Source organism: Bradyrhizobium paxllaeri (genome assembly GCF_001693515.2).
Classification (GTDB): domain Bacteria; phylum Pseudomonadota; class Alphaproteobacteria; order Rhizobiales; family Xanthobacteraceae; genus Bradyrhizobium; species Bradyrhizobium paxllaeri.
The window spans coordinates 2,092,755-2,115,453 of sequence record NZ_CP042968.1; the positions used below are offsets into that span (position 1 = coordinate 2,092,755).

The window sequence follows — 22,699 nt, forward strand, 5'->3', positions numbered from 1 at the left end:
AACTATTGTTACCATTGACTCCGTTAGAAATGGATTGATAACATTGTTATCATGAGCAAGCCCGCAACCGCCGCCAAGGACTGGTCCGACGTCGTCAGGGGCGCGAAGCGCGAGCTTCTGCTGCGCGCCGCGCGCGATGAATTTGCCGAACAGGGGCTGGAAGGGGCCACCATGCGTGGCATCGCCGTTCGCGCGGGCTGCACGACGGGCGCGATCTATCCGCTGTTCGACAGCAAGGAGGCGATTTACGCCGAGTTGCTGAAGCAGTCGCTGACCGCGCTCGATGCTTACGTTGCCGATGCCGTGGCGGCTGCACGCACGCCGGAGGCCCGGGTCCAGGCCGCCTGCGCAGCATTCCTGAACTACTATCTCGATCATCGCTTCGAGATAAATCTGGGCCTCTATGCCTTTCGCGGCCTCAAGCGTCTCGGCGTCGGCAAGCCATCGGATGAAGAACTCGACCAGGCGCTCTGGAAGGTGTTGGAGCGGATTGCGGTGCCGCTGACCGACGTGCGCGGCCTCAAGCCATCAGAGGTTCGGCCGTGGGTCGCGCTGCTCACCAGCCAGATGATTGGCGCGCTGGTGCTGCAGATCGCCGGCCGGCTGGATTTTCTCGATACCGGCGCGCAGACGCTGCTTCGCATGATGCTGGCGCAATGCCTTCCTGATGGTGCTGCGCCGAAGGGCAGGAAGGTATCACGCAACAAGAAACAGTAAGGGAGTAGGCGCAATGGTTCGGATCGAAAAGCAGGATGCAGTGTGGACCGTGATTCACAGCCGGTTTGCCGAGGCACGCAACGCGATGGACCCCGACAGTGCGGAAGCGTTGGTCGCAGCCTTCAAGGAATTTGACGCCGACGACAGCGCAAGCGTCGCGGTACTCTGGGGCGAGGGCGGCGCATTCTGCGCCGGCTGGGATCTCAAATTCGCCAGCACGCTGTCTGATCGCGACGCCTTTCAGCGCCACGTCGTCGATGGGTTGGCGTTCCCGACCGGCGCAAACCCCGCGCCGCGCGGCCCGCTCGGACCGACGCGGCTGGAATTGTCGAAGCCGGTGATTGCTGCGGTAGAGGGGCCCGCGGTGGCCGGTGGCATGGAGCTGGCGCTGTGGTGCGATATCCGCGTGATGGCGGAGAGCGCCTATTTCGGCGTCTATTGCCGGCGCTGGGGTATTCCGCTGCTGGACGGCGGCAGCGTACGTCTGGCGCGGCTGGTCGGGCAGGGACGTGCGATGGAAATCATTCTGACGGGTCGCAAGGTCCCGGCCGACGAAGCCTTGCGCATCGGCATGTGCGAGCAGGTCGTTGAGAGCGGCGCCGCGCGCGCCGCGGCCGAAGCGATGGCGCGGGAGATCGCGCGGTTTCCGCAAGCGGCCGTGCGGGCCGACCGTCGCTCGGTGGTGGAAACCTACGGCCTGCCGGTCCGCGATGCCCTGCGGCAGGAATGGGCCAACGGTGTCGAAGCGATTTTCAAGGAAGGCGCCAGCGGCGCCGCGCGCTTTGCGGGCGGCAGAGGCCGCCACGGCGATTTTGCAAAAATCTGAGGAGTTCATGATGGCCAAAGTCCTCTACGAACGCGACGGCCGTATCGCGCGCATCACGCTGAATCGGCCGGAAGTCATGAATGCGATCGACGACGAGTTGCCCGGCGCGCTTGCCGAGGCAGTGGCGCGCGCCGACAATGATCCCGGCGCGCATGTCATCGTGCTGGCCGGCGCCGGCCGCGCCTTCTGCGCCGGATACGACCTCACCGCCTACGCCTCCGGCGACAAGGCCAACCGTTATACGCAGGAAATGCCGTGGGATCCGATGAAGGACTATGCGGCGATGTCCGACAATACCAGCAAGTTCATGAGCCTGTTCCGCTCGAAGCGGCCGGTGATTTGCAAGGTGCAGGGCTTTGCGGTCGCCGGCGGCTCCGACATTGCATTGTGCTCGGACATGATTGTCATGGCCGAAGATGCACGCATCGGCTATCCGCCGGTCCGGGTCTGGGGCTGCCCCACGACGGCCATGTGGGTCTATCGGCTCGGTGCCGAGAAGGCCAAGCGCATGTTGTTTACCGGCGACAAGATCACCGGCGTCGAAGCGGCGGCGCTCGGCCTTGTGCTGAAGGCCGTTCCAGCCGACAGGCTGGATGAGGAGGTGGATGCGCTGGCGCACCGGATTGCCACCGTGCCGCAGAACCAGCTCATGATGCAAAAGCTGATGGTGAACCAGGCGCTCTACAATATGGGCCTGATGGGTACGCAGATGATCGCAACCATCTTCGACGGCATCACCCGGCATTCGCCCGAGGGACTGAATTTCAAGCGGCGGTCGGAAGAGATGGGTTGGAAGCGCGCCGTCGACGAACGCGACCAAGGGACTTTCGACTGGACCACCAATCAGCCGATCACTGAGAACAGGTAGTCTGCAAGCCGGCGGGTTCTACTTGATCGTCACGGTGATTTTTTCGGAGATGACCGGAGGGACATGTGGATAGTGCTCGGCGTCGCCCAGCACGAGCTGAAGCGTGTGCTTGCCGGGCGGAAGTTCGATCCGGGCTTCGGTCTGACCCGCCCCGAAATGCAGATGTGACTTGTCTTGCGGGATCGGTTCGTTCGGATTGATCGGTTCATTCACGTCGACCAGAAGATGATGATGGCCGCTGTTCGGGTAGTTGTCGCCCGCGTGGGTTACGCCCATGTTGCGCAGACCAAAGCGACACCAGAATGCACCCTTGATGACGGCGCCGTTCTGCGGCCAAACGAAATAGAGACGCGCGTCCTTTGCGGCGGGTTTTCCCTGAGCGTAGGCGGCGAACGGCAGGCAAGTAAGTGCTGCTGACAGAGCGATCCACTGCAACACCTTCATGACTGCCTCGCAACTTCCTCATTGGGATAGCGCAACGCGGAATCCGTGGGTGGGATATCGCACGTTGGTGTCATAGCTGCCGCGGTTTGACGTCCGGGCATAATTGGAGTCTTTCCTCCAGGATCCGGAACGAATGACGTGCGAGGCACAATCATTCTCAACCCACGCTGACCCGTCGGCCGGCGCGCCCTGATAATTCTTGTGCCAGCAATCCTCGACCCATTGGTCAACGGCACCGCCCATATCAAACAGCCCAAAAGGATTTGGCTTCAGGCTGCCGACCTTGACGGGTTGATCGACGGCTGGAATGTCGCTGCAGTTCCTGCAATTGACCATGCCGGGCTGAAATTGATCGCCCCACCAGTATCGGGTCTGCGTACCGCCGCGCGCCGCATATTCCCATTCGGCTTCGCTCGGCAGGCGATATGGCTTTCGGGTGACTTGCGCGAGCCAGGCGACATATTGCTTGGCGTCGCTCCAGCTCACGTTTGTAACGGGCGCGTCATCCTTTCCGGTCGCAGTAAACCCACATGCCTTTGCGGCGGCACATGCATTCCATTCCCGCACCGAGACAGGGAATTTCCCCATTGCAAAAGGCTTGATCGTCACCTGACGGACCGGTCTTTCCGAAATGTCCTCGTTGCTGCCCATCGTGAAGCTGCCACCCCGAAGGGAGATCGTCTCGGGGTCTCGGGCCGATGCGGCTCCTTGCGTCGTCGGTGCAGTCTCGGGAACAGCGGGAGATGCGGGTGGCGTCAGCGGCGCCGCTTGTTTCTCCGTCGGAGAGGCCTCCGGCATAGGCGTTACCTGCTGTTGAGTGGGTGCCACGGAAGGAGAGGGTTGTGGCGGCGACGCCGGTTGTTTCGCAGCAGGCGCAGGCGCCCTCGGCACTTCCGCCGGAGCTGAAACGGGGGCTGACGCCTGTTCTGTCGCCTTGCGAGCTGGCGCGAATATGCTCCAGAGAGTGCCTCCCGCAATGATCAGTAGTGTAAGGATGAGCAGGAGGGTCAGGATCCTTTCGCGCCGCTTCCGGTTCTCGTGCAGTGCGGACGGGTCGGGAAGCACGCGGTAGACGCGCACCGGATCGGTGATGTTCTTGACCCTTCGATCACCGAGCGACTCGTACCCGCAAACCAGCTTATGCTTGATCTGTTCGTAGATGCCGCCGGAAATATAGACTTCGCCGGCTTTGGCTATGCCCTCGAGCCGCGTCGCAATATTGACGCCGTCGCCATAGACATCGTCGGTTTCGATGATGACGTCGCCGAGATTGACGCCAATCCGATACTCGATCCAATGATGCTTGGGCAGTGCTGCATTGCGGCCAACCATATTTTGCTGGATCACGATGCTGGCGCGCACCGCCTCGACGGGACTGTCGAAGATGGCGATGAAGCCGTCGCCCGTGGTTTTGACGAGCCTGCCGTGGTGTTCTATGATGGTGGGCTCGACGAGGTCGCGCTCGATCCGCTTGACGCGGTTGTGCGTCCCTTCCTCGTCGATCTGCATCAGACGGCTGTAGCCGGAGATGTCGCCTGCCACGATGGCCGCAAGGCGCCGCGGCATTGGCTCGCGTGCCTGTGGCTCGCGTGGTTGATCACCACCGCGGCCGGATTTGATGTCACGTATCTGGGCCATGGTTGCGATTGATTTCCTTGAGCTGTTGCAATTCCAGCGTGAGGCAAACAATCTTTCCAGCATCCTCAGCGTACCATGCTGGCTGCTCTCGGCAAAGCAGCCTAGCCCCGGTTCCACGGCTAAGTGTGAGTGTAATCACACGAATGAGCTAATTCGTTCGCCATATACTGATCGGTCCGCCAGGTATGGGCTCAGACCGAAGTACTTGTAACGCGGCCCGATCCTCGCAACTGTGTGAGCGTGGCGATAAGCACGCGATGCCAGGACACAGGTGCGGCGAGGTGAGTTCCCTTGCTAAGGGGGATCAATTCTGCCCCGGCCATCTGGCGCGGTAGCGGATTTCACTGCCGTCGCGATTGGCCTGCCACACTCCGAACTCCGGCGTATGCGGCGCCCTGGCGGAGAGGCCGATGAGATAGAGCCGGTCAGGCTGGTCCTTGATCTTGATCTCCAACTGCCGGTGCGCCGTGCGGAAGGCGAGCTGCACTTGGCCGGTGATGACCGGCCGGTCGTCATCGCGGCGGAACAGGTCGGACCGTATCTCGCCCGGCATGGTGTTCAGATCGGTCTGCAGTTCGGCCGCCATGTCACGGGCCGAACTCGGCAATGCCATTCCGGCAGGGAGGCGAACCTCAAAGACGAGAAGCGGGTTGGGGGCATTCGGATTCAGCCAGGGCGTCGCCGTCGTGATGGCATAGACATAATAGGTGGTGCCGGCCGCAGCGCAGAGCGCGATCAGAACCGTCGATGCCTTCAGGCTGTTGCGGAGAAATCCGTCGCTGTTTTCTCCGCCGCGCAGCCGCCTCGCGAACGCCGTGCCGAGCAGGAGGCCCGCGATGGCGCCGCCTGGCGCAAACACCAATAGCGCCAGCACGCCTGATAAGATCGGATCGGCCCGGTTTCCGAAGCCGATCAGCTCAAGCAGCAGCAATGTCGCGACAAAGCCAATGACCGCGCCGACGACCCCGCCGGCGACTTGCAATGAATTCTTCAAATGTTCCTCGAAAGTCTGAGCAAATGGCCGTCAGGCCAGCCCGCATTGGACGGGGCTATCAGGCAATTCGTTCACGGCCTTCGAGGCTCGATGTGACTTTTTCACGCGCGCCGGCGTCGTCGTGCCGCGACCGGCGCTATCAATGCCCGCTGTCGATCTCCGGCACTTTCCCGGCCGGCGGCGTGTTGCGGCTGCGCTGGGTGCGGACGATGCCGTCGATGATGGTCATGCCGATGCCGGGGAGGTCGCCGAGCTGCACGCTTTCGAGGATGTTCTTGCCGGGCGAGTGCTGCGCCTTGTCCATCAGGACGAAGTCTGCCGAGCGGCCGACTTCGATGATGCCGCAGTCGAGCTCGCGCATGCGCGCGGTGTTGCCGGTCGCCAGGCAGAAGGCGAGTTCGGCCGGCAGGTCGCCGAGCGAGGACAGCATCGAGACCATGCGAAGGATACCAAGCGGCTGCACGCCGGAGCCGGCGGGCGCGTCGGTGCCGAGGATGACGCGGTGCAAATCGCCCATCTCGCGCGCGGTGCGCAGCGTGAACAGCGCCGAACGCTCGTTGCCGTTGTGAACCAGCTCGAGCCCGCGCTTGCAACCCTCGCAGATGCAACGGATCTGATCGTCGGGCAGCGCGGTATGGCCGCCATTGATATGGCCGACGACATCGGTGTCGGCTTCCAGCACCACGTCCTTGTCGATCAGGCCCGAGCCGGGGATCGAGGGGCCGCCGGTGTGGATCGTGCTCTGGATGCCGTATTTGCGCGCCCAGCCCACCATCTTGCGCGCGGTAGGACCGTCTTTCACGCCGCCGAGGCCGACTTCGCCGAGCAGCTTGACGCCGGCCGCGGCCATTTCCTTGAAATCGTCTTCCACCATCTCGCATTCGATGACAGGCGCGCCAGCATGCACCTTTACGCCGCCGGGCCGCAACGTCCAGAATGCGCGCTGCGCAAAGATCGCCATCGCCTTCAGGCCGACGACGTCGCGGGGGCGACCGGGCATGTGGACCTCGCCGGCCGAGATCATGGTGGTGACGCCGCCATGCAGATAGCTGTCGATCCAGTTGATCTGGTTCTGCCGCGGCGTCCAGTCGCCGGCGACGGGATGGACGTGACTGTCGATCAGGCCCGGCGCGACGGTGGTGCCGTTGGCGTTGACGATTGTGGTCGCGCCCTCGATATCGACGTCCTTGAAGCGGCCGATGGCAGTGATCTTGCCGTTCTCGGCAACGATCGTGTCGCCGTCCAGGATCGGTTTTTCCAGGGCACCCGACAGCAGCAGCCCGATATTGCGGATCACCAGCTTGCTCGGGCCGGTAGCCTGGGGTGCATCGTGGGCCATGGTTTTTCCTTTTGGTTCAATGCCTTCGCCGGACATTCTGCCCGGCTTGACGATCCGATCAAGCTGGATTATTCATTTGTATACGAATGATCGTATACGAATGATACGGCCGGTCAATCCGGCCAGCAGGTCAGGAAACGGTGCGATGAGCAATTTCAACCAAGAAAGCGTCTTGAGCGTCCATCACTGGACCGACACGCTGTTCAGCTTCACCACCACGCGCGATCCTTCGTTCCGTTTCCGCAACGGCGAGTTCACCATGATCGGGCTCAAGGTCGGCGAGAAGCCGCTACTCCGTGCCTACTCGGTCGCCAGCGCCAATTACGAGGACCGGCTCGAATTCTTCTCGATCAAGGTGCCGGACGGCCCGCTGACCTCGCGGCTCCAGCACTTGAAGCAGGGCGACGAGATCATCGTCAGCCGCAAGGCCACCGGCACGCTGGTCATCGACAATCTCGAAGACGGTCGCAACCTCTATCTGATCGGCACCGGCACCGGGCTGGCGCCGTTCCTTTCCGTGATCAAGGATCCCGAGACCTATGAGCGGTTCGAGAAGGTGGTGCTGCTTCACGGCTGCCGCCGCGTCGCCGAGCTCGCCTATGGCGAAATGATCACCGAAAAGCTGCCGAACGACGAACTGATCGGCGAGTGCATCCGCAACCAGCTCATCTATTATCCGACCGTAACGCGCGATCCCTTCCGCAACCGCGGCCGCATCACCGACCTGATCACGTCAGGAAAACTGTTCGGCGACATCGGGCTGGCCTCGCTCGATCCCGCGCATGACCGCGTCATGATCTGCGGCAGCCCGGCGCTGGTGGCCGACACCCGCACGCTGCTCAACGGCAAGGGCTTTGTCGAAGGCAATCACGGCGAGCCGGCGCAGTTCGTCGTCGAGAAGGCGTTCGCGGAGCGGTAAGCTTCTTACGAAGCTAGGGCCTGACGGCGGGTGCCTCCATCGGCATCCCGCGCGCCCGCGACATCAGATACAGCTCCAGTTCGACCAGTTCCGGCGCGCCGTAATCATAGGCTTGCGCCCGGATGCCCGTGATGCAGGCGCGGAGCCGCCGCTGCAGCGATCCCAGCGACTGCCATTCCAGCCGGTAGAGCGGGTAGCCGGTCGGATGTCCTTGCGTGATCGCGGAGCCGGCGAGGCGCTTGTCCCAGTTGTCGTCATGGCAATTCGTGCAGCCGAGATTGAGCTGTCCCTGCCGCTGCACGTAGAGCTCGCGTCCCCTGGCGATGAATGGCGCAAGCTGCGGGTCAGCGCCGGCTTCGATCGGCACGCCTTGCGACTGCCGCGCGACGAAGGCGGTGAGCGCCAGCAACTCGCGGCTCTCGAAGGGCAGCGGAGTCGCCTGCTGGTGGTTGCTGCGGCAGGAATTGATGCGCTGCTCCAGATCGACGGGACGGCTTGCAAACTTGTCGAAAGCAGGGTAGCGGGCGGCGACGCCCTTCATGCTGGTGCGGGCGTCACCGTGGCAGTCCGCGCAGGCTTTCTCCGCCGCGCCAGACTTGCGTTTCCACAGGGCTTCGCCGTCGAGCACCCAGAGCATGCCGGGATTGGCGGTATCTTCGTCCTGCATTGCCTTAGTGTCCGGCTTCATGAAGCTGTAGCCGGAGCGGCGTTCGGCCTGCGGAATTTCGGTGGCGCCAACGGCACCCGCCACCAGCAGCGCGGCGGTTATGGCGCTGGCAAGTCTCATTCGACCGTGATCGACGCGGACGCAGTTTCGGAAAAACCCTTGTCGCCGATCCATTCGAACTCGAACTTGCCGCTTTGGGTCGCGGTCGTGAAGAAGGTGATGAAGGGGTTGGCCGATATCGCCGGAAACAGGTCGGCGCGGAAAATCTCGGTACCGTTGAAGCGGCACGTAAAGCTCGTGATGATGTCGCGCGGCACGACTTCGCCAGTTGCCGTATGGCGATAGCCGGTTTCCATGATGTGCGACATCAGCGTCTTGATCTCGATGATGTCGCCGCGTTTCGCCTTCGCCGGGACGTTGATCAGTGCAGAAGCCATCAGATTACGTCCTCCGTGCAGGCGGCCAGCGTGACGACGACATCGACGCTGGCCGACCAGTACGATCCGTCCGAGAGTTTTGCGATCGCGACGATCTTCTGGCTGTCGGCGAGACGGATACGGGTCGAAACCTGCGCGCGCCCGGCATGCGGACCGAGACGGAAATTGCCGATGTTCGGCTGCGGGTTCTTTTCGTTGAAGACGTGGATACTTGCGACGTGATCCTCCGGCGCCATCGGGCTGGCGACGCTGACCGTCATCGGCACGGTATTGCCATTCTCGACCAGCGGCGGGATGTCGAGTTTGACCTTGCCCGTTTTCACCTCGGCGCCCCCGGTTACGCCGCGGATGGCGGAAGCTAGCGTGGCGGGTGTCGCCTCGGCAGGCCGAACGGTGACGATGGGGACGGCGCTGGCCATGGCGGCGGCGCCGGCGAGGCCGAGGAACTGACGGCGTGTGGTATCGGGTCGTAGTTGCATCGCGTCTTCCTATTCGCGCAGCGTCACGAGATACGCCACGATATCCTCGATCTGTTCCGCCGACAGGATCGGCTTGTCGCGCCACACCGTCCCGATGCGCTGCAGTCCGTCCACGCGGTAGTAGGACGGCATGATCGTCTCGGCATTGAGGCGTGACGCATCCACAAGCCGCAGCCGGAACTGGCCTTCCGACCAGCGGTTGCCGGAACCGGAAAGGTCGGGCGCCAGGTCGCCCTGGAATTTCTGTTCGGGAAATGGGCCGCTGTGGCAGAGGATGCAAGTGCTGGAACGTTCCACCACAAGTGCGCGCCCGCGTGCGGCATCGCCGGCCGCACCCGTCAGCGACTGCGGAATGGCGTCACCGATGACGGCATAGTCGCGAAGTTCCGTTGCGGCAGTCAGGCCGGGCAGGACGAGCATGACCCCGGCAATGAAGCGACCTGACATGCGATAGGTGGGTCTAGCCAAAGACTTCCGCCGTAATGGTCGCAAACCAGGATTGCGCGTAGTCGGCTTCGCGCGCGCGGAATTCGCGGGGCACGTCCGCCGGGCTGACGCCGCCGGCGCCTTCGACATCGGCCAGCACGCCGTTCTTCGGCTGGTAGACGCCGGCCACCGAGATGCCATAGCCGGGAGCCGCGAGGCTGTAGCAGGTATTGATCAGCTTCGGCGCGGTAGGCGTGCCGCCTGACAGCAACGTGGCAATCGCGGCCGCGCAGACTTTGGCCTGTGCATTCGCCGAGAAGGCGGATTTCGGCATGGCGCCCGCAAGACAGGCATCGCCGATGACATGGATGTTCGGCGCCGATTTCGATTCGAAGGTGACCGGGTCGATCGCGCACCAGCCAGTGTTGTCGGTGGCGCCGGCTGACGCTGCGATGCGGCCGGCCCGCTGCGGCGGAATGACGTTGGCCACTTTCGCGGTGTGGTTGCCGAAATCGGTGATCAGCGTGTTGGTCGCGGGATCGACGGCATTGACCTTGCCGCCCTGCGACAGCGAGACCCATTCGACCATGCCGGGATAAAGCTCCTTCCAGGCGTTCTGGAACAGGCGCTGCTTGGAGAAGGTGTCCTTGGCGTCGAGGATGAGCAGCTTCGAACGCGGCTTCTTGGTTTTCAGATAATGCGCGATCAGGCAGGCGCGTTCGTAAGGTCCGGGCGGGCAGCGGAAGGGATTGGCGGGAGCTGATATCACCACCAGGCCGCCATCGTCCATTGCCTCGAGCTGCTTGCGCAGCAACAGCGTCTGCTCACCGGCCTTCCAGGCATGCGGCATCTTGGAGGCTGCGGCTTCATCATAGCCCTGCAGAACGTCGAAGCGGAGATCGACGCCGGGAGAGAGCACCAGCCGGTCATAGCCGAGCGAGGTGCCGTCGGCGAGGGTGACCGTCCGCGCCGCGTTATCGACGCCGGTCGCCGCCTGCGCCACCACGGTCACGCCGCCAGCTGCGATCTTGTCATAGCCGAATTGCTGCTCCTCGATCGAACGCAGTCCGGCGATGACGTTGTTGCTGAACGGGCAGGCAGTGAAGGTCTTGTTCGGCTCGACCAGCGTGACCTGCAATTTCGGATCGATCTGTTTGAGGGCGCGCGCGCAACTCGCGCCGCCAAAACCGCCGCCGATCACGACGACGCGGGCCGCGGCTTGCGCGAATGCGGGCAATGGAAACGTCAGCGCTGCCGCAGCGGCTGCGCTGGTACCCAGGAATTCCCGGCGGCTGATGCGATGGCTGATACCCATGCCGGCCCCCTTACTTCTGTGCCGCGAGCCACGCCGCAATCGCGCGCAGCTCGTCGTCCGTAAAACCCTTGGCGATGCGGTTCATCACCGTGGAGGGAACCGAGCCGTCGCGAAATCCGGTCATCGCGGTCACGATCTCATTGGCGTCGCGGCCGTACAGCCGTGTAACGGGCGAAGCCGCCGCTGCCGTTGACGAGTGACAGCCGGAACAGGACGCCGCCCCGGGCGGGGGGACGGAGGCCGCCAGCACGGGCAGGCTCGACGCCACAATCGTTGCCATCCCGAGGATGACAGACAAGGTTTTCATCAGCGGCCCCTCCGGAAGGTGAAGCGGCGGCCCGAAGGCCGCCGCTGCTTTTGTCAGGCGAATGTGATGTTCTGGTCTCTCAGCGGCACTGAACGGATTCGCTTGCCGGTCGCCGCGAAGTAGGCGTTGAGCACCGCAGGCGCGGCAACGCCGATGGTCGGTTCGCCGACGCCGCCCCAGAAGCCGCCGCTCGGCACCATCACGCATTCCACCTTTGGCATCTCGGCGATGCGCATGGAATTGTAGGTGTCGAAGTTGGTCTGCTCCATCTTGCCGTCCTTCACCGTGCAGCCGCCGTAGAACAGCGCCGACAGGCCATAGACGAAGGAGCCCGCGATCTGCCGCTCGACCTGCGCCGGATTGACGATGTAGCCGGGATCGGTGGAAGCGACGATGCGATGCACCTTGATCTTGCTGCCGTCGGTGACGGAGATTTCCGCAGCACCCGCGACATAGCTGCCGTAGCCCATCACCTGCGCAATGCCGCGATAGACGCCTTGCGGCGCGGGCTTGCCCCAGCCGATCTTCTCGGCCACCGCATTGAGCACGGCGAGATGCTTGGGATGCTTGCTCATCAGCTTGCGGCGGAATTCCACCGGATCCTGGCCGACCGAATGCGCCAGCTCATCCATGAAGCATTCCATGTAGATCGCATTCTGGTTGACGTTGACGCCACGCCAGAAGCCGGGCGGAACGTGCGGATTGCGCATCGAATGCTCGACCAAGAGGTTCGGCACGGAGTAGCCGATCGCGGCATCACCGGAAGGGCTGAGGCCCTGGAATGCAGCCGTATCCATGCCGTTCACCAGCGCTGCCGGACGCACGGTGTAGAGGATCGACTGTCCCGACAATCGCACATGCAGCGCCGTGAGATTGTTATTGGCATCGAAGGCACCGGTCAGCTTGCACTGTGTGACCGGATGGAATTTGCCTTGTGCCATGTCCTCTTCACGCGACCACAACAGCTTGACCGGCGTCCCCGGCATCTCCTTGGCGATCAGAACCGCCTGCCGGACGTAGTCGGTCATGCCGCGTCGCCCGAAGCCGCCACCGAGGATGAGCTTGTGCACCTCGCATTTCTCGGCGGGCAGGCCTGAGGCTTCCATCGTGGCGGCGAACGCCGCTTCGCCGTTCTGCGTGCCGCACCAGACCTCGCATTTATCAGCTGTGTAGACCGCTGTGGCGTTCAGCGGCTCCATCGTGGCGTGGTTCTGGTAGGGATAGTTGTAGACCGCCTCGACCTTCTTGACGGCGGAAGCAATCGCCGCCTTGGCGTCGCCGTTCTGGTTGCCGATGAAGGCCGGCTGCGAATTATCGAGACCTTCGGCCAGCCATTTGGCGATCGACTCGCTGGAGACTTTGGCGTTCTCGCCTTCGTCCCAGACGATCGGCAGCGCGTCGAGCGCGGTCTTGGCGTGCCACCAGGTATCGGCGACGACGGCGACCGCGCTGTCGCCGACCTTCACCACCTTCTTGACGCCCTTCATGCCGGCGATCTTGGCCTCGTCATAGCTCTTCAGCTTGCTGCCGAAGACCGGCGCATCCTTGATCGCAGCGTTGAGCATGCCGGGCAGCTTGACATCGGCGCCGTAGATCATTGCGCCCGTCGTCTTATCGACGGTGTCGAGCCGTTTGACGCCCTTGCCGGCGATCTTCCAGTCCTTCGGATCCTTCAGCTTCACATCCGCGTCCGCTGGCGGCGAGAGCTTCGCGGCCGCTTCGACCACCTTGCCGTAGGTCGTGGTCTTGCCCGAGGGCGTATGGGTGATGACACTGTTGGCGGCAGTGCATTCGGAGACCGGCACCTTCCACTCGTTCGCAGCCGCCTGCACCAGCATCATGCGCGCGGTGGCGCCGCCCTTGCGGACATACTCCTGGCTGGTGCGGATGCCGCGGCTGCCGCCGGTCGAGAAATCGCCCCAGGCGCGCTTGCGTGCGACACTTTGACCCGGCGTCGGATATTCGGTGACGACCTTCGACCAGTCGCATTCGAGCTCTTCGGCGACGAGCTGGGCGAGGCCGGTGAGGGTGCCCTGGCCCATTTCCGAGCGGGCAACACGAATTACAGTCGTGTTGTCGGGGCGGATCACCACCCAGACATTGACTTCCGGCGAGCCGTCGGCGGCCCGGACGACCTGCGGCCCGCCGAAGGGAATATCGAGACCGATCGCAAGGCCGGCGCCGGCAGCGGCGGTGCCGATCACGAAGGCGCGGCGGTTGAGCTTGAGATTGGACTTGAGATTGGGCTTGGGCATGACGTGCTTGTTCATGGCATCCCCTCAAGCGCTTGCGGCGGCGTGGATCGCCTCGCGGACCTGCTGGAAGGTCCCGCAACGGCAGATGTTGGTGATGGCCTCGTCAATGTCCTTGTCGGTCGGCCTCGGCTTTTCCTTGAGCAGTGCTGCGACCGCCATGATCATGCCGGCCTGGCAATAGCCGCATTGCGGCACGTCATTGGCGACCCAGGCCTGCTGCACCTTGTGCAGCGTGCCGCCACTGGCAAGACCCTCGATCGTGGTGATCTGCTTGCCGACCGCCTCGCTGACGGTAACGCCGCAGGAGCGCATCGCGACGCCATCGATGTGCACGGTGCAGGCGCCGCATTGTGCAATGCCGCACCCATATTTGGTGCCCGTCAGCCCGACATTCTCCCTGATCGCCCAAAGCAGTGGCGTGTCGTCTTCGATGTCCACATAGATTGATTTGCCATTAATTGTGAGGTTTGCCATCGCGTATCCCCTGTTCGCTCCATCCACCGAGGGAGCTGCGGCCGGGAAGATGGCCCGCAACTTGGAATAGTTCAAATCAAGAAAATGCGTTTGCTCGCAGGATAAAAAACGCGTTTTCACGCCGGATGAAACTTGACCGGCCGGTGTTGCGGTGGGGCGGCCGCGACCCATCGGCGCAGCCAGGTTAATCCGCGCTATCCAGGCGCTCGTTCAGCGCCTTCAAGATTCGGCTGACAGCAGCAAACTCGTTGGGCGCGATCCCCTTGGCCAGGGCATTTGCCCACGGCGCCTGCAAATTCGTGGCTGCCGAAAAGGCATCCTGCCCACGCCGGGTCAGCGCGACGAGATGGGCGCGGCGGTGATTTGGGTTGGGGCGTAGTTCGACCAGGCCATCGTCCCGCATCTCGTTGATGATGCGCTGAACGCCCTGGCGATTAAGCCCCATGCTCCGCGCCAGCCATGCCACCGGCTGCAGAGTTGGCGAAAGGGCGATCGCGCCCAGCACCTGCCAGCGCGCGCTGGTCAGGCCGAGGTCGGTCACCAGGCGGTCGCCGGCCGCGAGCAGGCGTCCGTTGAGCCGGAACACCGCCAGTACCAGGTCGGTCAGGGCCTCGCCGCCGGGGGTATGTCGCTTTGTTGCCATTTGACTACTAGTACCCAAAATGACAATATATTGTCAATTAGCAAACGATATGTGGAGTAACTCATGTTTGCAGGACAGCTAGCGATGATCGTCGCCGCGGCATTCGCCGGCGCCGCGTTTTTCATCAATTTCGCCGAACAGCCGGCGCGCTTTGGCCTCGATGACCGGAATCTGCTGAAGCAGTGGAAGCCAAGCTACGCGCGCGGCTTCATGATGCAGGCGAGTTGTGCGGTGATTTCAGGCGTGCTCGGCCTGATCGCGGCGTGGCTGACGCGGGACTGGCGCTGGATCGTCGGCGCGGTGCTCATTCTCGCCAACTGGCCGTATACGCTGATCGGCATCATGCCGACCAACCGCGCGCTCGGCGCGCTTGACGAGAAGGACGCCGGCCCGCAGTCACGCGCGCTGATCGTGAAGTGGGGAGGCCTGCACGCGGTCAGAACCGGTCTCGGGATCGCGGCGACGCTGGCCTATCTGTGGGCGCTCAACTAAGCAGCAACGGCCTTCACGGCTTGTCTGAGCCTACGGTCAAACGCAAAAAACTCATCAGGCTTCCAAGCGCGGCAAATCCGGCCCCGAGCGCCAGCGCCACGGTCGCGCCGTTGTGGCCGGCCAGCGCAAAGCACAGGGCGGCGAGGGCTGCGCCAAGCGTTTGTCCGGTCAGGCGCGCGGTTGCGACGATGCCGCTCGCGCTGCCGCTGCGATGTGGCGGCGCGCTCGACATCAGCGCCCGCAAATTCGGCGTTTGAAAAAAGCCGAAGCCGATGCCGCAGATCACCGTGCGCCAGACGATGTTGGCAATGCCGGGATCGGGCGGCAGCGTCGCCAGCAGCGCCATGCCGATGCCAAGCAGCACCAGCCCGATGCCGCCGAGGATGCCGACCGGATAGCGGTCGGAGAGCCGGCCGCCGATCGGCGCCATGATCGCCACCACCAACGGCCATGGCGTCATGAAGAATCCGGTCTCCACCTGCGAGCGGTGCAGCACGTCCTCGAAGTAGAAGGGCAGCGAGACGAAGGCCAATCCCTGTACCGCAAATGCGCAGACCGAAGTTGCGGCCGACAGCGCGAACATCGGCCGCCGGAACAGGTCGATCGGCAACATCGGCGCCGGATGGTCTTGATATCTGCGGGTGATGGTCCAGCCGAGGGCCAATGCCACGCCAAGAGTCAGCCCGACCAGGACAGGCGGCACCTGATGCGCCGCGCCGCCAATGCCGATGATGAAGAGCCCGAGGCAGCTTGCGGTCAGCGCCGCACTCGCAAAATCGAATGCGTGCTTCGCACGCGGCGTTTTCGGCAGGGTCTTCAGGCCGATCCAGATCGCAATCACGCCGAAGGGGATGTTGATTGCGAACAGCCACGGCCATGTTCCAACCGCGAGGATCGCGGAGGCAATGGTCGGGCCGAACGTGAATGCCGTTCCGACCACCAGCGCGTTATGGCCGAAGCCGCGGCCCAGCATATGGGTCGGGTAAACGAAGCGGACCAGCGCCGCGTTCACACTCATGATGCCGCTGGCGCCCAGCCCCTGCAACGCCCGGGCCGCCGTCAGGCTGGGCAGCGACCATGCCAGGGCGCAGCCGAGCGAGGCCAGCGTGAACAGGATGAGACCGCCGATATAGATCCGCTCATGGCCGACGATTTCGCCGAGCGCGCCGAGCGGCAGCAGCGTCGCCACCAGCGCGATCTGGTAGATGTTGACCACCCAGACCACGTCGGCCGGGCTGACATGGAGGTCGGCGGCGATCGCAGGAAGCGCGACGTTCGCAATCGCCGTATCCAGCGAGGCCATCGCCAGTGCGGTAAAGATCGCTGCGACCGCCCAGCGCCGAAGTTCCGGGGGCAGGCCGTCGATGGGCGCGGTTGATGGCTTTGCGGTTGCATCTGCGGACATTCGTTCGGGCTCTCCACGCCTTGGGGGGCGGTCGCGCCCAGAGCGGCGTGTACTACGGACGCGGCGCAAGCCACAGACACGCCGCTGCATGATGCGTATGCGAAGGGATGGGCGACGTCCGCCGCGCCATATCCGCGCGCCGACTTTCGGGTACCTTCCCGCGTGCCGCGCAATCGACTAGGCTTTTGCGCAACCGGACCGCAGTTTTATAAAAAGACGGTCACCGGCGAGGGAAAACGCTTTGGACGGACTGGCGAGCCGGCGCGGCGAAGACATGCGTAGCGCGAGTGGGGGCGGGCGTGGGCGCGTAGGGGCCAGCCTTTGGGTTTCGGTCCTGCTCGCGATCCTCGGCTTCCTCGTCATCTACCCCATTCTGATGCTGCTGCTCGGCGCGCTCACCGACACCAACCCGGTGGTCGACGGCATCCAGCTCAGTCACCTCTCGGTCACGAACTTCCTCACCGTGCTGGCGAACCCGAATGTCGCCGAGGCGCTCTTCAACACGCTGATCGCCTGCGGCGGCGGCACGCTGATCGCGGTCGCGGTCGGATTGCTGTTTTCCTGGATCGTCGTTCGCACCAACACCCCGTTCAAAGGCTTCATCGCGGCAGCGAGCATCCTGCCGCTGTTCGCGCCGCCGCTGGTCGCGGGCGTGGCATGGGCGATTCTGGGCTCGCCGAAGACCGGCCTGATCAACACCATGTTCAAATGGGTCGGGCTGGACTGGCGCGTCGATTTCTATTCGATGTGGGGCTTGGTGTTCGTGTTCGGTATCTACTACGCGCCGTACGTCTACATGTTCACCTCGTCCGCGCTGCGCAACATGGACCCGAGCCTGGAGGAGGCCGCCGAGATTTCCGGCGCCAGCGCGTTCGCGACGCTGTTCACGGTGACGTTCCCGTTGATCATGCCGGCGATCGTCTCGGGCATGCTGCTGTCATTCATCGTCATGCTCGGGATCTACGGCATCCCAGCGGTGCTGGGCGCGCCAACCAACCTGGCGGTACTGACCACCTATATCTTCAAGCTCACCAACTGGTCGCCGCCGCTTTACAACACCGCCGCGGCGGTGGCGATCATCCTCATGGTCGTCACCGGGCTGCTGGTATTCCTGCAACACAAGGTGCTGAGCGGCCGCAGCTACACCACTGTCGCCGGCAAGGCATTCCGGCCGCGCAGCCTCGATCTCGGGCGCTGGCGCTGGTTCACCTTCGGTCTCGGCATCATCTATCTCCTGATCGTGGTGGTGCTGCCGTTGCTCGCGCTAATCGTCGCAGCGTTTCGCAAGTTCATGTTCATCCGCGACGTTTCCAGCCTGTTCGACGCCAGGCAGTATTCACTGATGCATTTTCAGAGCGTCTTCGACAATCCCTTGACCATGCGCTCGATCTACAATGCGGTCGAGGTCGGCATCATCACCGCCGTGGTCGGCGGCGCGCTCGCCTTTGCGATCGGCTACACCATCCATCGCACCCAGGTGATGGGCCGGCGCTGGATCGACGTGATCTCGACCTTGCCGGTGGCGATTCCCGGTCTCGTGGTCGGCGTCGCCTATCTCTGGGCATGGATCGGCATTCCCGGTGGCCTCTACGGCACCATCTGGATACTGGCGCTGGCGTTCATCGCGCGCTTCATGCCGGATACGGTCAAATCATTGTCGACCTCGTTCCTGCAGATCCACCGCGAACTCGAGGAGGCGGCCTGGGTTTGCGGCAAGGGCGTGCTCGGCACCATCAGGACGATCGTGCTGCCGCTGGCGCGGCCGGGCGTGATGGCCTCGATGACGCTGCTGTTCGTGCTTGCGATCCGCGAGCTCGGCTCGTCGCTGTTCCTCTACACCAGCAACACCATGGTGATGTCGGTGCTGCTGCTTGACTATTATGAGGGTGGGAACCTCGGAAAGACCGCGGCATTCAGCCTGGTGCAGACCGTTCTGCTCGGCGCGCTGATCGGCGGCGCCAACTATTTTTCGCGCGGCGCGGCGCAGGGCAGCGTTGCCCGGACCGGATAACAAAAGCAAAGGGAGGAATTTGGTTATGACTATGACTGGAAGGATCCTCACTAATATCGTTGCAGCCGCCGGCGTCGCCGGTCTCGCACTCGTGTGCAGCGCGCGGGCACAGGCGCAGGAGTTCGGTTCGCCCGAATTGATTGCCGCGGCGAAGGTCGAGGGCAAGCTGGTGTACTACACCGCGAATTTTGCCGAGGTCGAGCAGCAGGTCATCAAGGCCTTCAACAAGCGCTTCCCCGAAATCAAGGTCGAGATGGTGCGCGCGCCCGGCGGCCAACTCATCACGCGCGTGAAGACCGAGGCCGCGGCCGGAAAGTTGATCGCCGACGTGCTCGATCATTCTGACCGCGCGCTGATGCAACCGATGGCCGACATGTTCCAGGACTACGCGCCGCCGAACGCGGCCGACTACAATCCCGACGCGCAGATTGCGCCCCAGCTCTGGCCGCGCGCCACGCTGGTGTGGTCGATCGCCTACAACACCGAACTGGTCAAGAATCCGCCCAAGACCTGGATGGACCTCACCAAGCCGGAATACAACAAGATGACAGGACAGGTGATCGCTCCGTCAGGCGGCACCACATGGACGCGGGTGATGTTCGAGCGTCAGGTGCTGGGTGAGGACTACTGGGCCAAGCAGGCGGCGACCCGGCCGGTGCTTTATCCATCGGGCGCGCCGATGTCGGATTCGCTGGTGCGAGGTGAAATCGCCATGGGGCCGTTACTCTACAACGCGATCTATCCGAAGCAGAAGGACGGCGCACCGATCCAGATCTTCTTCCCGCCCGAGGGCGCGCCGGTCAATCCTTACGCGACCGGCATTCCGAAGACCGCCGCGCATCCTAACGCTGCAAAGTTGTTCCTGAACTGGTGCCTGTCGAAGGAAGGCCAGACCTTCATGATCAAGGAACTCGGCAATCTCACGTCGCTGAAGGTGCCGCCGGCCTATCCGGAAGGCTTCGATCCCAAGGTGGTCAAGGTCTGGTTCCCCAAGTTCGACGAGTATGTGAAGTTACACACGGCCTGGGTCGCCGATTGGAACAAGACCTACGGCTACAAGCAATGATCGTCACCGCAGTGGAATTATCGGATCGATGACGGCGACTCTCGAAGTTACCGACCTGCGCAAGCAGTTTGCGATCGGCCGGCCGGCGATCGACGGCGTCAGTTTCGGCGTGCCGGCCGGCGAGATCGTGGTTCTGCTCGGCCCCTCCGGCTGCGGCAAGACCACGACGCTGCGCTGCGTCGCCGGGCTGGAGCATCCGACATCGGGCGAGATCAGCATTGCCAGCAAGGTCGTGTCCTCGCCCGAACGCGGCATTCTGGTGCCGCCGCGGCTGCGCGACCTCGGCATGGTGTTCCAGTCCTACGCGGTGTGGCCGCATATGACGGTGCGGCAGAACGTGGTCTATCCGCTCAAGCATCGCAAACTCTCGCGTGCCGATGCCCGACGCAAGGTCGACGAGGCGCTCGAACTGGTCGGCCTGTCGGAATATGCGGAACGGCCGGTGGTCGCATTGTCAGGCGGCCAGATGCAGCGCGTGGCGCTGGCGCGCAGCATCGTCTACCGGCCGCAATTGCTGCTGCTCGACGAGCCCTTGTCGAACCTCGATGCCAAATTGCGGTTGCGGCTGCGCGACGATCTGCGCGTCATCCTCAAGCAAACCGGCATGACGGCGCTGTACGTCACCCATGATCAAGCCGAGGCCGTCGTGCTAGGCGACCGCATCGGCGTGATGCGCGACGGCAGGCTGCTGCAGATGGATACGCCTGACGCGATCTACAACCGTCCGGCGGATCTGTTCGTCGCCAACTTCACCGGCGCGACCAACGAGCTTGCGGGCACGTTGGTGTCACGCAACGGCCAATTCGGCACGGTCGATTTCGGCGAGGGGCGGCGAGGGGAGGTGGCCTTGCTGCATCCGCTCGGCCCGGATGAAAAAGTCCGCATCGCGCTGCGGCCGGAAAACATCACCATCGGCCCGCACAACGGCGCCAACATCTTTTCCGCCCGCGTGCTCGACCGCCGCTATCAGGGCACGCAGACCGCCTATGGCATCGAGTTGTTCGGCCGGCGGCTGGAGGTGGTCGAGCTCGGCACCGCGGCCCGCCATCAGGTCGGCGTCGAGACCCAGGTCTCACTGCCGCGGGAGAGTTGCTGGGCTTATCGCGATACGGGACCGACGGCGTATGAGTAGGAGGCTCAAGCGCTCGGGCTCAATCCGAGCCTTGCATAGATCCGCCGCGCATAGGCGCCGAATTCATCCGTTGTCTTGATGGGCAAGGTCCGCGGGAACGGCAGCTCGATCGGGAAATATTCCGCCATCCGCGCCGGGCCTGCGGTGAGCACGGCGCAGTGCGAGGCCAGGAACACCGCCTCCTGGATGCTGTGCGTCACGAACAGGATGGTCTTGCCGCTCTCGCGCCAGATCCTCAGCATTTCGAGGTTCATCTGCTCGCGGGTCAGCGCATCGAGCGCGCCGAACGGCTCGTCCATCAGAATCAGTTTTGGATCGTGGATGAAGGCGCGCGCAATTGCCGTGCGTTGCTGCATACCGCCGGACAATTGCTGCGGATATTTGTCCTCGTAGCCGGCGAGGCCGACGAGGTTGAGCAGATCGCGGGCGCGGTCCCGCGCCGCCTTCATCGGCAGGCCGACGATTTCGGCGGGCAGCAGCACGTTGTCCAGAATGGTTCGCCATTTCAGCAGGAGCGCTTGCTGGAACACCATGCCGATGTCGCGCGCGGGGTCGAACGGTGTTTTCGTATTGCCGATCTTGATGGTGCCGCCGTCGGCATCATGCAATCCAGCCAGGATCTTCAGCACGGTAGTCTTGCCGCAGCCGGATGGACCGACCAGCGAAACCAGCTCGCCCTCCCTGACGTCCATAGTGACGTCGGAGACCGCGAGAAATTCCGCGCCCTTGGAGCGATAGACCTTGCGGACGTTGCGCAGGCTGATGAAGGGCTCGTCCGCGCTCATGCCAGCCATTTCTGCAGGTTCGCCTTCACGAAGGCGTCGTCGGAGAGATCTGCATGCTCACGGCAGACGCGGTCAATCTCCTGCATCTGGCCTGGACTGAGCCCCTCGGCGGGATCGAGGCACCAGAGGCCCTGCATCAATCCTTGCCGACGCAGCACTTCATGGCAGCCTGCGATGCAGCCGTGGAAATTGTTGGCGACATCGAAGAACGCGCTGTTGCAGTCGGTGACGCGGGCGTCCAGCGCCAGCAAATCGGCAGGCACGGCATCCTTGCCGCGCGCCGCCTTGCACATCTCGAACTGCTTGATCGCGCTCGCGGTCCACACCGACCAGTGCCCGAGCAGGCCGCCCCTAAAGTAGGCGCGGGTGGTGACGCCCTTGTCGCGCAGGTCGAACGGCAAGGTGAGGTCCAGCAGGATGTGATCGTCATTGCCGGTATAGAGCGCGATGCGATCGAGCGCGCCGGCGGCCGCCACGCCGCGGAGAACGTCGAGCGTCCGGTAGCGGTTGAATGGTGCGATCTTGATGGCGATGACGTTATCGATGGATGCAAAGCGCCGCCAGAAATCGGCGCTGAGGATGACGCCGCCGACCGCCGGCTGCAGATAGAAGCCGACCAGCGGGATCTCGCGCGCCACCGCCGCGCAATGCGCGATGATGTCGTCCTCGGATGCCGATTTCATCGCGGCCAGACTGAGCAGACCCGCGTGATAGCCGATGCTGCGCGCGGTTTGCGCCTCTGCAATCGCCTGCTTTGTCGGACCGGCGAGCCCTGCGACCATCGCGACCGGTCGTTTGGTCCATGAAGCGGCGGTCTCGGCCGCCAGTTCCAGCACCGGCCGGTACAGGCCGACGTCGCGGATCGCGAATTGGGTGGTGTGGACGCCGACCGCCAATCCTCCGGCGCCGGCATCGAGGTAATAGCGCGTGAGCGCCCGCTGATGCCTGACGTCGAGTGCGCGATTGGCATCGAGCGCGAGCGGATGCGCCGGGAGTACGGTGCCGTCGGCGATCGATTTTCGAATCTCGGTCTTGATCTCGCTGTGGTGCATCGGCGCTT

Annotated in this window: 24 protein-coding genes; 8 read left to right on the top strand and 16 right to left on the bottom strand. The window is 63.6% G+C overall.

Annotated features, from left to right (window positions below; all coding sequences use genetic code 11):
• Positions 1-51: 51 nt before the first annotated feature.
• Genes LMTR21_RS09900 through LMTR21_RS09910 form a run of 3 tightly spaced genes read left to right on the top strand, consistent with a single transcriptional unit; the run spans position 52 to position 2,411 of the window.
• Positions 52-717 carry a TetR/AcrR family transcriptional regulator gene (locus tag LMTR21_RS09900; protein WP_065756662.1) on the top strand — a complete coding sequence of 222 codons (666 nt, stop codon included), beginning with the start codon at positions 52-54 and terminating at the stop codon, positions 715-717.
• 13 nt (positions 718-730) lie between these two features.
• Positions 731-1,543, top strand: coding sequence for a crotonase/enoyl-CoA hydratase family protein (locus LMTR21_RS09905; protein ID WP_065756661.1), 813 nt, complete (start codon positions 731-733; stop codon positions 1,541-1,543).
• A 10-nt stretch (positions 1,544-1,553) separates the two neighbouring features.
• Positions 1,554-2,411, top strand: a complete 858-nt coding sequence (locus tag LMTR21_RS09910) for a crotonase/enoyl-CoA hydratase family protein (RefSeq protein ID WP_065756708.1) — start codon at positions 1,554-1,556, stop codon at positions 2,409-2,411.
• 18 nt (positions 2,412-2,429) lie between these two features.
• Here the strand turns inward: LMTR21_RS09910 and LMTR21_RS09915 are convergent, their stop codons facing one another.
• The 4 genes from LMTR21_RS09915 to LMTR21_RS09930 form a co-directional block, all read right to left on the bottom strand.
• The gene (locus LMTR21_RS09915; RefSeq protein ID WP_065756660.1) at positions 2,430-2,855 is read right to left on the bottom strand and encodes a DUF4399 domain-containing protein; all 426 of its coding nucleotides are present in this window, start codon (positions 2,853-2,855) and stop codon (positions 2,430-2,432) included.
• A gap of 18 nt (positions 2,856-2,873) precedes the next feature.
• Positions 2,874-4,493, bottom strand: coding sequence for an SUMF1/EgtB/PvdO family nonheme iron enzyme (locus tag LMTR21_RS09920; RefSeq protein WP_065756659.1), 1,620 nt, complete (start codon positions 4,491-4,493; stop codon positions 2,874-2,876).
• A gap of 304 nt (positions 4,494-4,797) precedes the next feature.
• Positions 4,798-5,487, bottom strand: coding sequence for a hypothetical protein (locus tag LMTR21_RS09925; RefSeq protein WP_065756658.1), 690 nt, complete (start codon positions 5,485-5,487; stop codon positions 4,798-4,800).
• Between the two features lie 139 nt (positions 5,488-5,626).
• On the bottom strand, positions 5,627-6,826 hold the full coding sequence (locus tag LMTR21_RS09930) for an amidohydrolase family protein (RefSeq protein ID WP_065756707.1): 1,200 nt from the start codon (positions 6,824-6,826) through the stop codon (positions 5,627-5,629).
• A 145-nt stretch (positions 6,827-6,971) separates the two neighbouring features.
• Here LMTR21_RS09930 and LMTR21_RS09935 point away from each other — a divergent pair, with 145 nt between their 5' ends.
• Positions 6,972-7,745, top strand: a complete 774-nt coding sequence (locus LMTR21_RS09935; protein ID WP_065756657.1) for a ferredoxin--NADP reductase — start codon at positions 6,972-6,974, stop codon at positions 7,743-7,745.
• 13 nt (positions 7,746-7,758) lie between these two features.
• Here the strand turns inward: LMTR21_RS09935 and soxA are convergent, their stop codons facing one another.
• The 9 genes from soxA to LMTR21_RS09980 form a co-directional block, all read right to left on the bottom strand.
• A complete protein-coding gene (soxA, locus tag LMTR21_RS09940; RefSeq protein WP_065756656.1) occupies positions 7,759-8,532 on the bottom strand; it encodes a sulfur oxidation c-type cytochrome SoxA in 774 nt (257 codons plus the stop codon).
• Positions 8,529-8,849 carry a thiosulfate oxidation carrier complex protein SoxZ gene (soxZ, locus tag LMTR21_RS09945; protein ID WP_065756655.1) on the bottom strand — a complete coding sequence of 107 codons (321 nt, stop codon included), beginning with the start codon at positions 8,847-8,849 and terminating at the stop codon, positions 8,529-8,531. The genes soxA and soxZ overlap by 4 nt, the downstream gene beginning before the upstream one ends.
• Positions 8,849-9,328 carry a SoxY-related AACIE arm protein gene (locus tag LMTR21_RS09950; protein ID WP_065756654.1) on the bottom strand — a complete coding sequence of 160 codons (480 nt, stop codon included), beginning with the start codon at positions 9,326-9,328 and terminating at the stop codon, positions 8,849-8,851. Before LMTR21_RS09950 ends, soxZ begins: the two co-directional genes overlap by 1 nt.
• A 9-nt stretch (positions 9,329-9,337) precedes the next feature.
• Positions 9,338-9,748, bottom strand: coding sequence for a sulfur oxidation c-type cytochrome SoxX (gene soxX / locus LMTR21_RS09955; protein WP_065756706.1), 411 nt, complete (start codon positions 9,746-9,748; stop codon positions 9,338-9,340).
• A gap of 40 nt (positions 9,749-9,788) precedes the next feature.
• Positions 9,789-11,069 (bottom strand): NAD(P)/FAD-dependent oxidoreductase, encoded by a 1,281-nt coding sequence (locus LMTR21_RS09960; protein WP_084031017.1) that lies wholly within the window; start codon positions 11,067-11,069, stop codon positions 9,789-9,791.
• Between the two features lie 10 nt (positions 11,070-11,079).
• Positions 11,080-11,376 (bottom strand): c-type cytochrome, encoded by a 297-nt coding sequence (locus LMTR21_RS09965; RefSeq protein ID WP_065756653.1) that lies wholly within the window; start codon positions 11,374-11,376, stop codon positions 11,080-11,082.
• 53 nt (positions 11,377-11,429) lie between these two features.
• Complete coding sequence (locus tag LMTR21_RS09970) at positions 11,430-13,646, bottom strand: xanthine dehydrogenase family protein molybdopterin-binding subunit (RefSeq protein ID WP_065756652.1); 2,217 nt, start codon at positions 13,644-13,646, stop codon at positions 11,430-11,432.
• A 9-nt stretch (positions 13,647-13,655) separates the two neighbouring features.
• A complete protein-coding gene (locus LMTR21_RS09975) occupies positions 13,656-14,105 on the bottom strand; it encodes a (2Fe-2S)-binding protein (RefSeq protein ID WP_065756651.1) in 450 nt (149 codons plus the stop codon).
• A 184-nt stretch (positions 14,106-14,289) separates the two neighbouring features.
• Complete coding sequence (locus LMTR21_RS09980; protein ID WP_065756650.1) at positions 14,290-14,748, bottom strand: MarR family winged helix-turn-helix transcriptional regulator; 459 nt, start codon at positions 14,746-14,748, stop codon at positions 14,290-14,292.
• A gap of 63 nt (positions 14,749-14,811) precedes the next feature.
• Here LMTR21_RS09980 and LMTR21_RS09985 point away from each other — a divergent pair, with 63 nt between their 5' ends.
• Positions 14,812-15,240: an anthrone oxygenase family protein gene (locus tag LMTR21_RS09985; RefSeq protein ID WP_065756649.1), complete on the top strand. Its 429-nt coding sequence runs from the start codon at positions 14,812-14,814 to the stop codon at positions 15,238-15,240.
• A 13-nt stretch (positions 15,241-15,253) separates the two neighbouring features.
• Here the strand turns inward: LMTR21_RS09985 and LMTR21_RS09990 are convergent, their stop codons facing one another.
• A complete protein-coding gene (locus LMTR21_RS09990; RefSeq protein ID WP_065756648.1) occupies positions 15,254-16,645 on the bottom strand; it encodes an MFS transporter in 1,392 nt (463 codons plus the stop codon).
• A 274-nt stretch (positions 16,646-16,919) separates the two neighbouring features.
• On the opposite strand from LMTR21_RS09990, the gene LMTR21_RS09995 reads away from it, so the two are divergent.
• From LMTR21_RS09995 to LMTR21_RS10005, 3 genes are read left to right on the top strand one after another with little or no spacing between them, the layout of a single operon-like run.
• Entirely contained in the window at positions 16,920-18,656 is a 1,737-nt protein-coding gene (locus LMTR21_RS09995) for an ABC transporter permease (RefSeq protein WP_065756704.1), read from the top strand.
• Between the two features lie 25 nt (positions 18,657-18,681).
• Positions 18,682-19,722, top strand: coding sequence for an ABC transporter substrate-binding protein (locus LMTR21_RS10000; protein WP_246175427.1), 1,041 nt, complete (start codon positions 18,682-18,684; stop codon positions 19,720-19,722).
• A gap of 28 nt (positions 19,723-19,750) precedes the next feature.
• On the top strand, positions 19,751-20,854 hold the full coding sequence (locus LMTR21_RS10005; RefSeq protein ID WP_065756646.1) for an ABC transporter ATP-binding protein: 1,104 nt from the start codon (positions 19,751-19,753) through the stop codon (positions 20,852-20,854).
• 5 nt (positions 20,855-20,859) lie between these two features.
• On the opposite strand, the gene LMTR21_RS10010 is transcribed toward LMTR21_RS10005, so the two are convergent.
• Both LMTR21_RS10010 and LMTR21_RS10015 read right to left on the bottom strand, forming a co-directional pair.
• A complete protein-coding gene (locus LMTR21_RS10010) occupies positions 20,860-21,648 on the bottom strand; it encodes an ABC transporter ATP-binding protein (protein ID WP_065756645.1) in 789 nt (262 codons plus the stop codon).
• Positions 21,636-22,691: a dihydrodipicolinate synthase family protein gene (locus LMTR21_RS10015; RefSeq protein ID WP_065756644.1), complete on the bottom strand. Its 1,056-nt coding sequence runs from the start codon at positions 22,689-22,691 to the stop codon at positions 21,636-21,638. The genes LMTR21_RS10010 and LMTR21_RS10015 overlap by 13 nt, the downstream gene beginning before the upstream one ends.
• Positions 22,692-22,699: the final 8 nt, after the last annotated feature.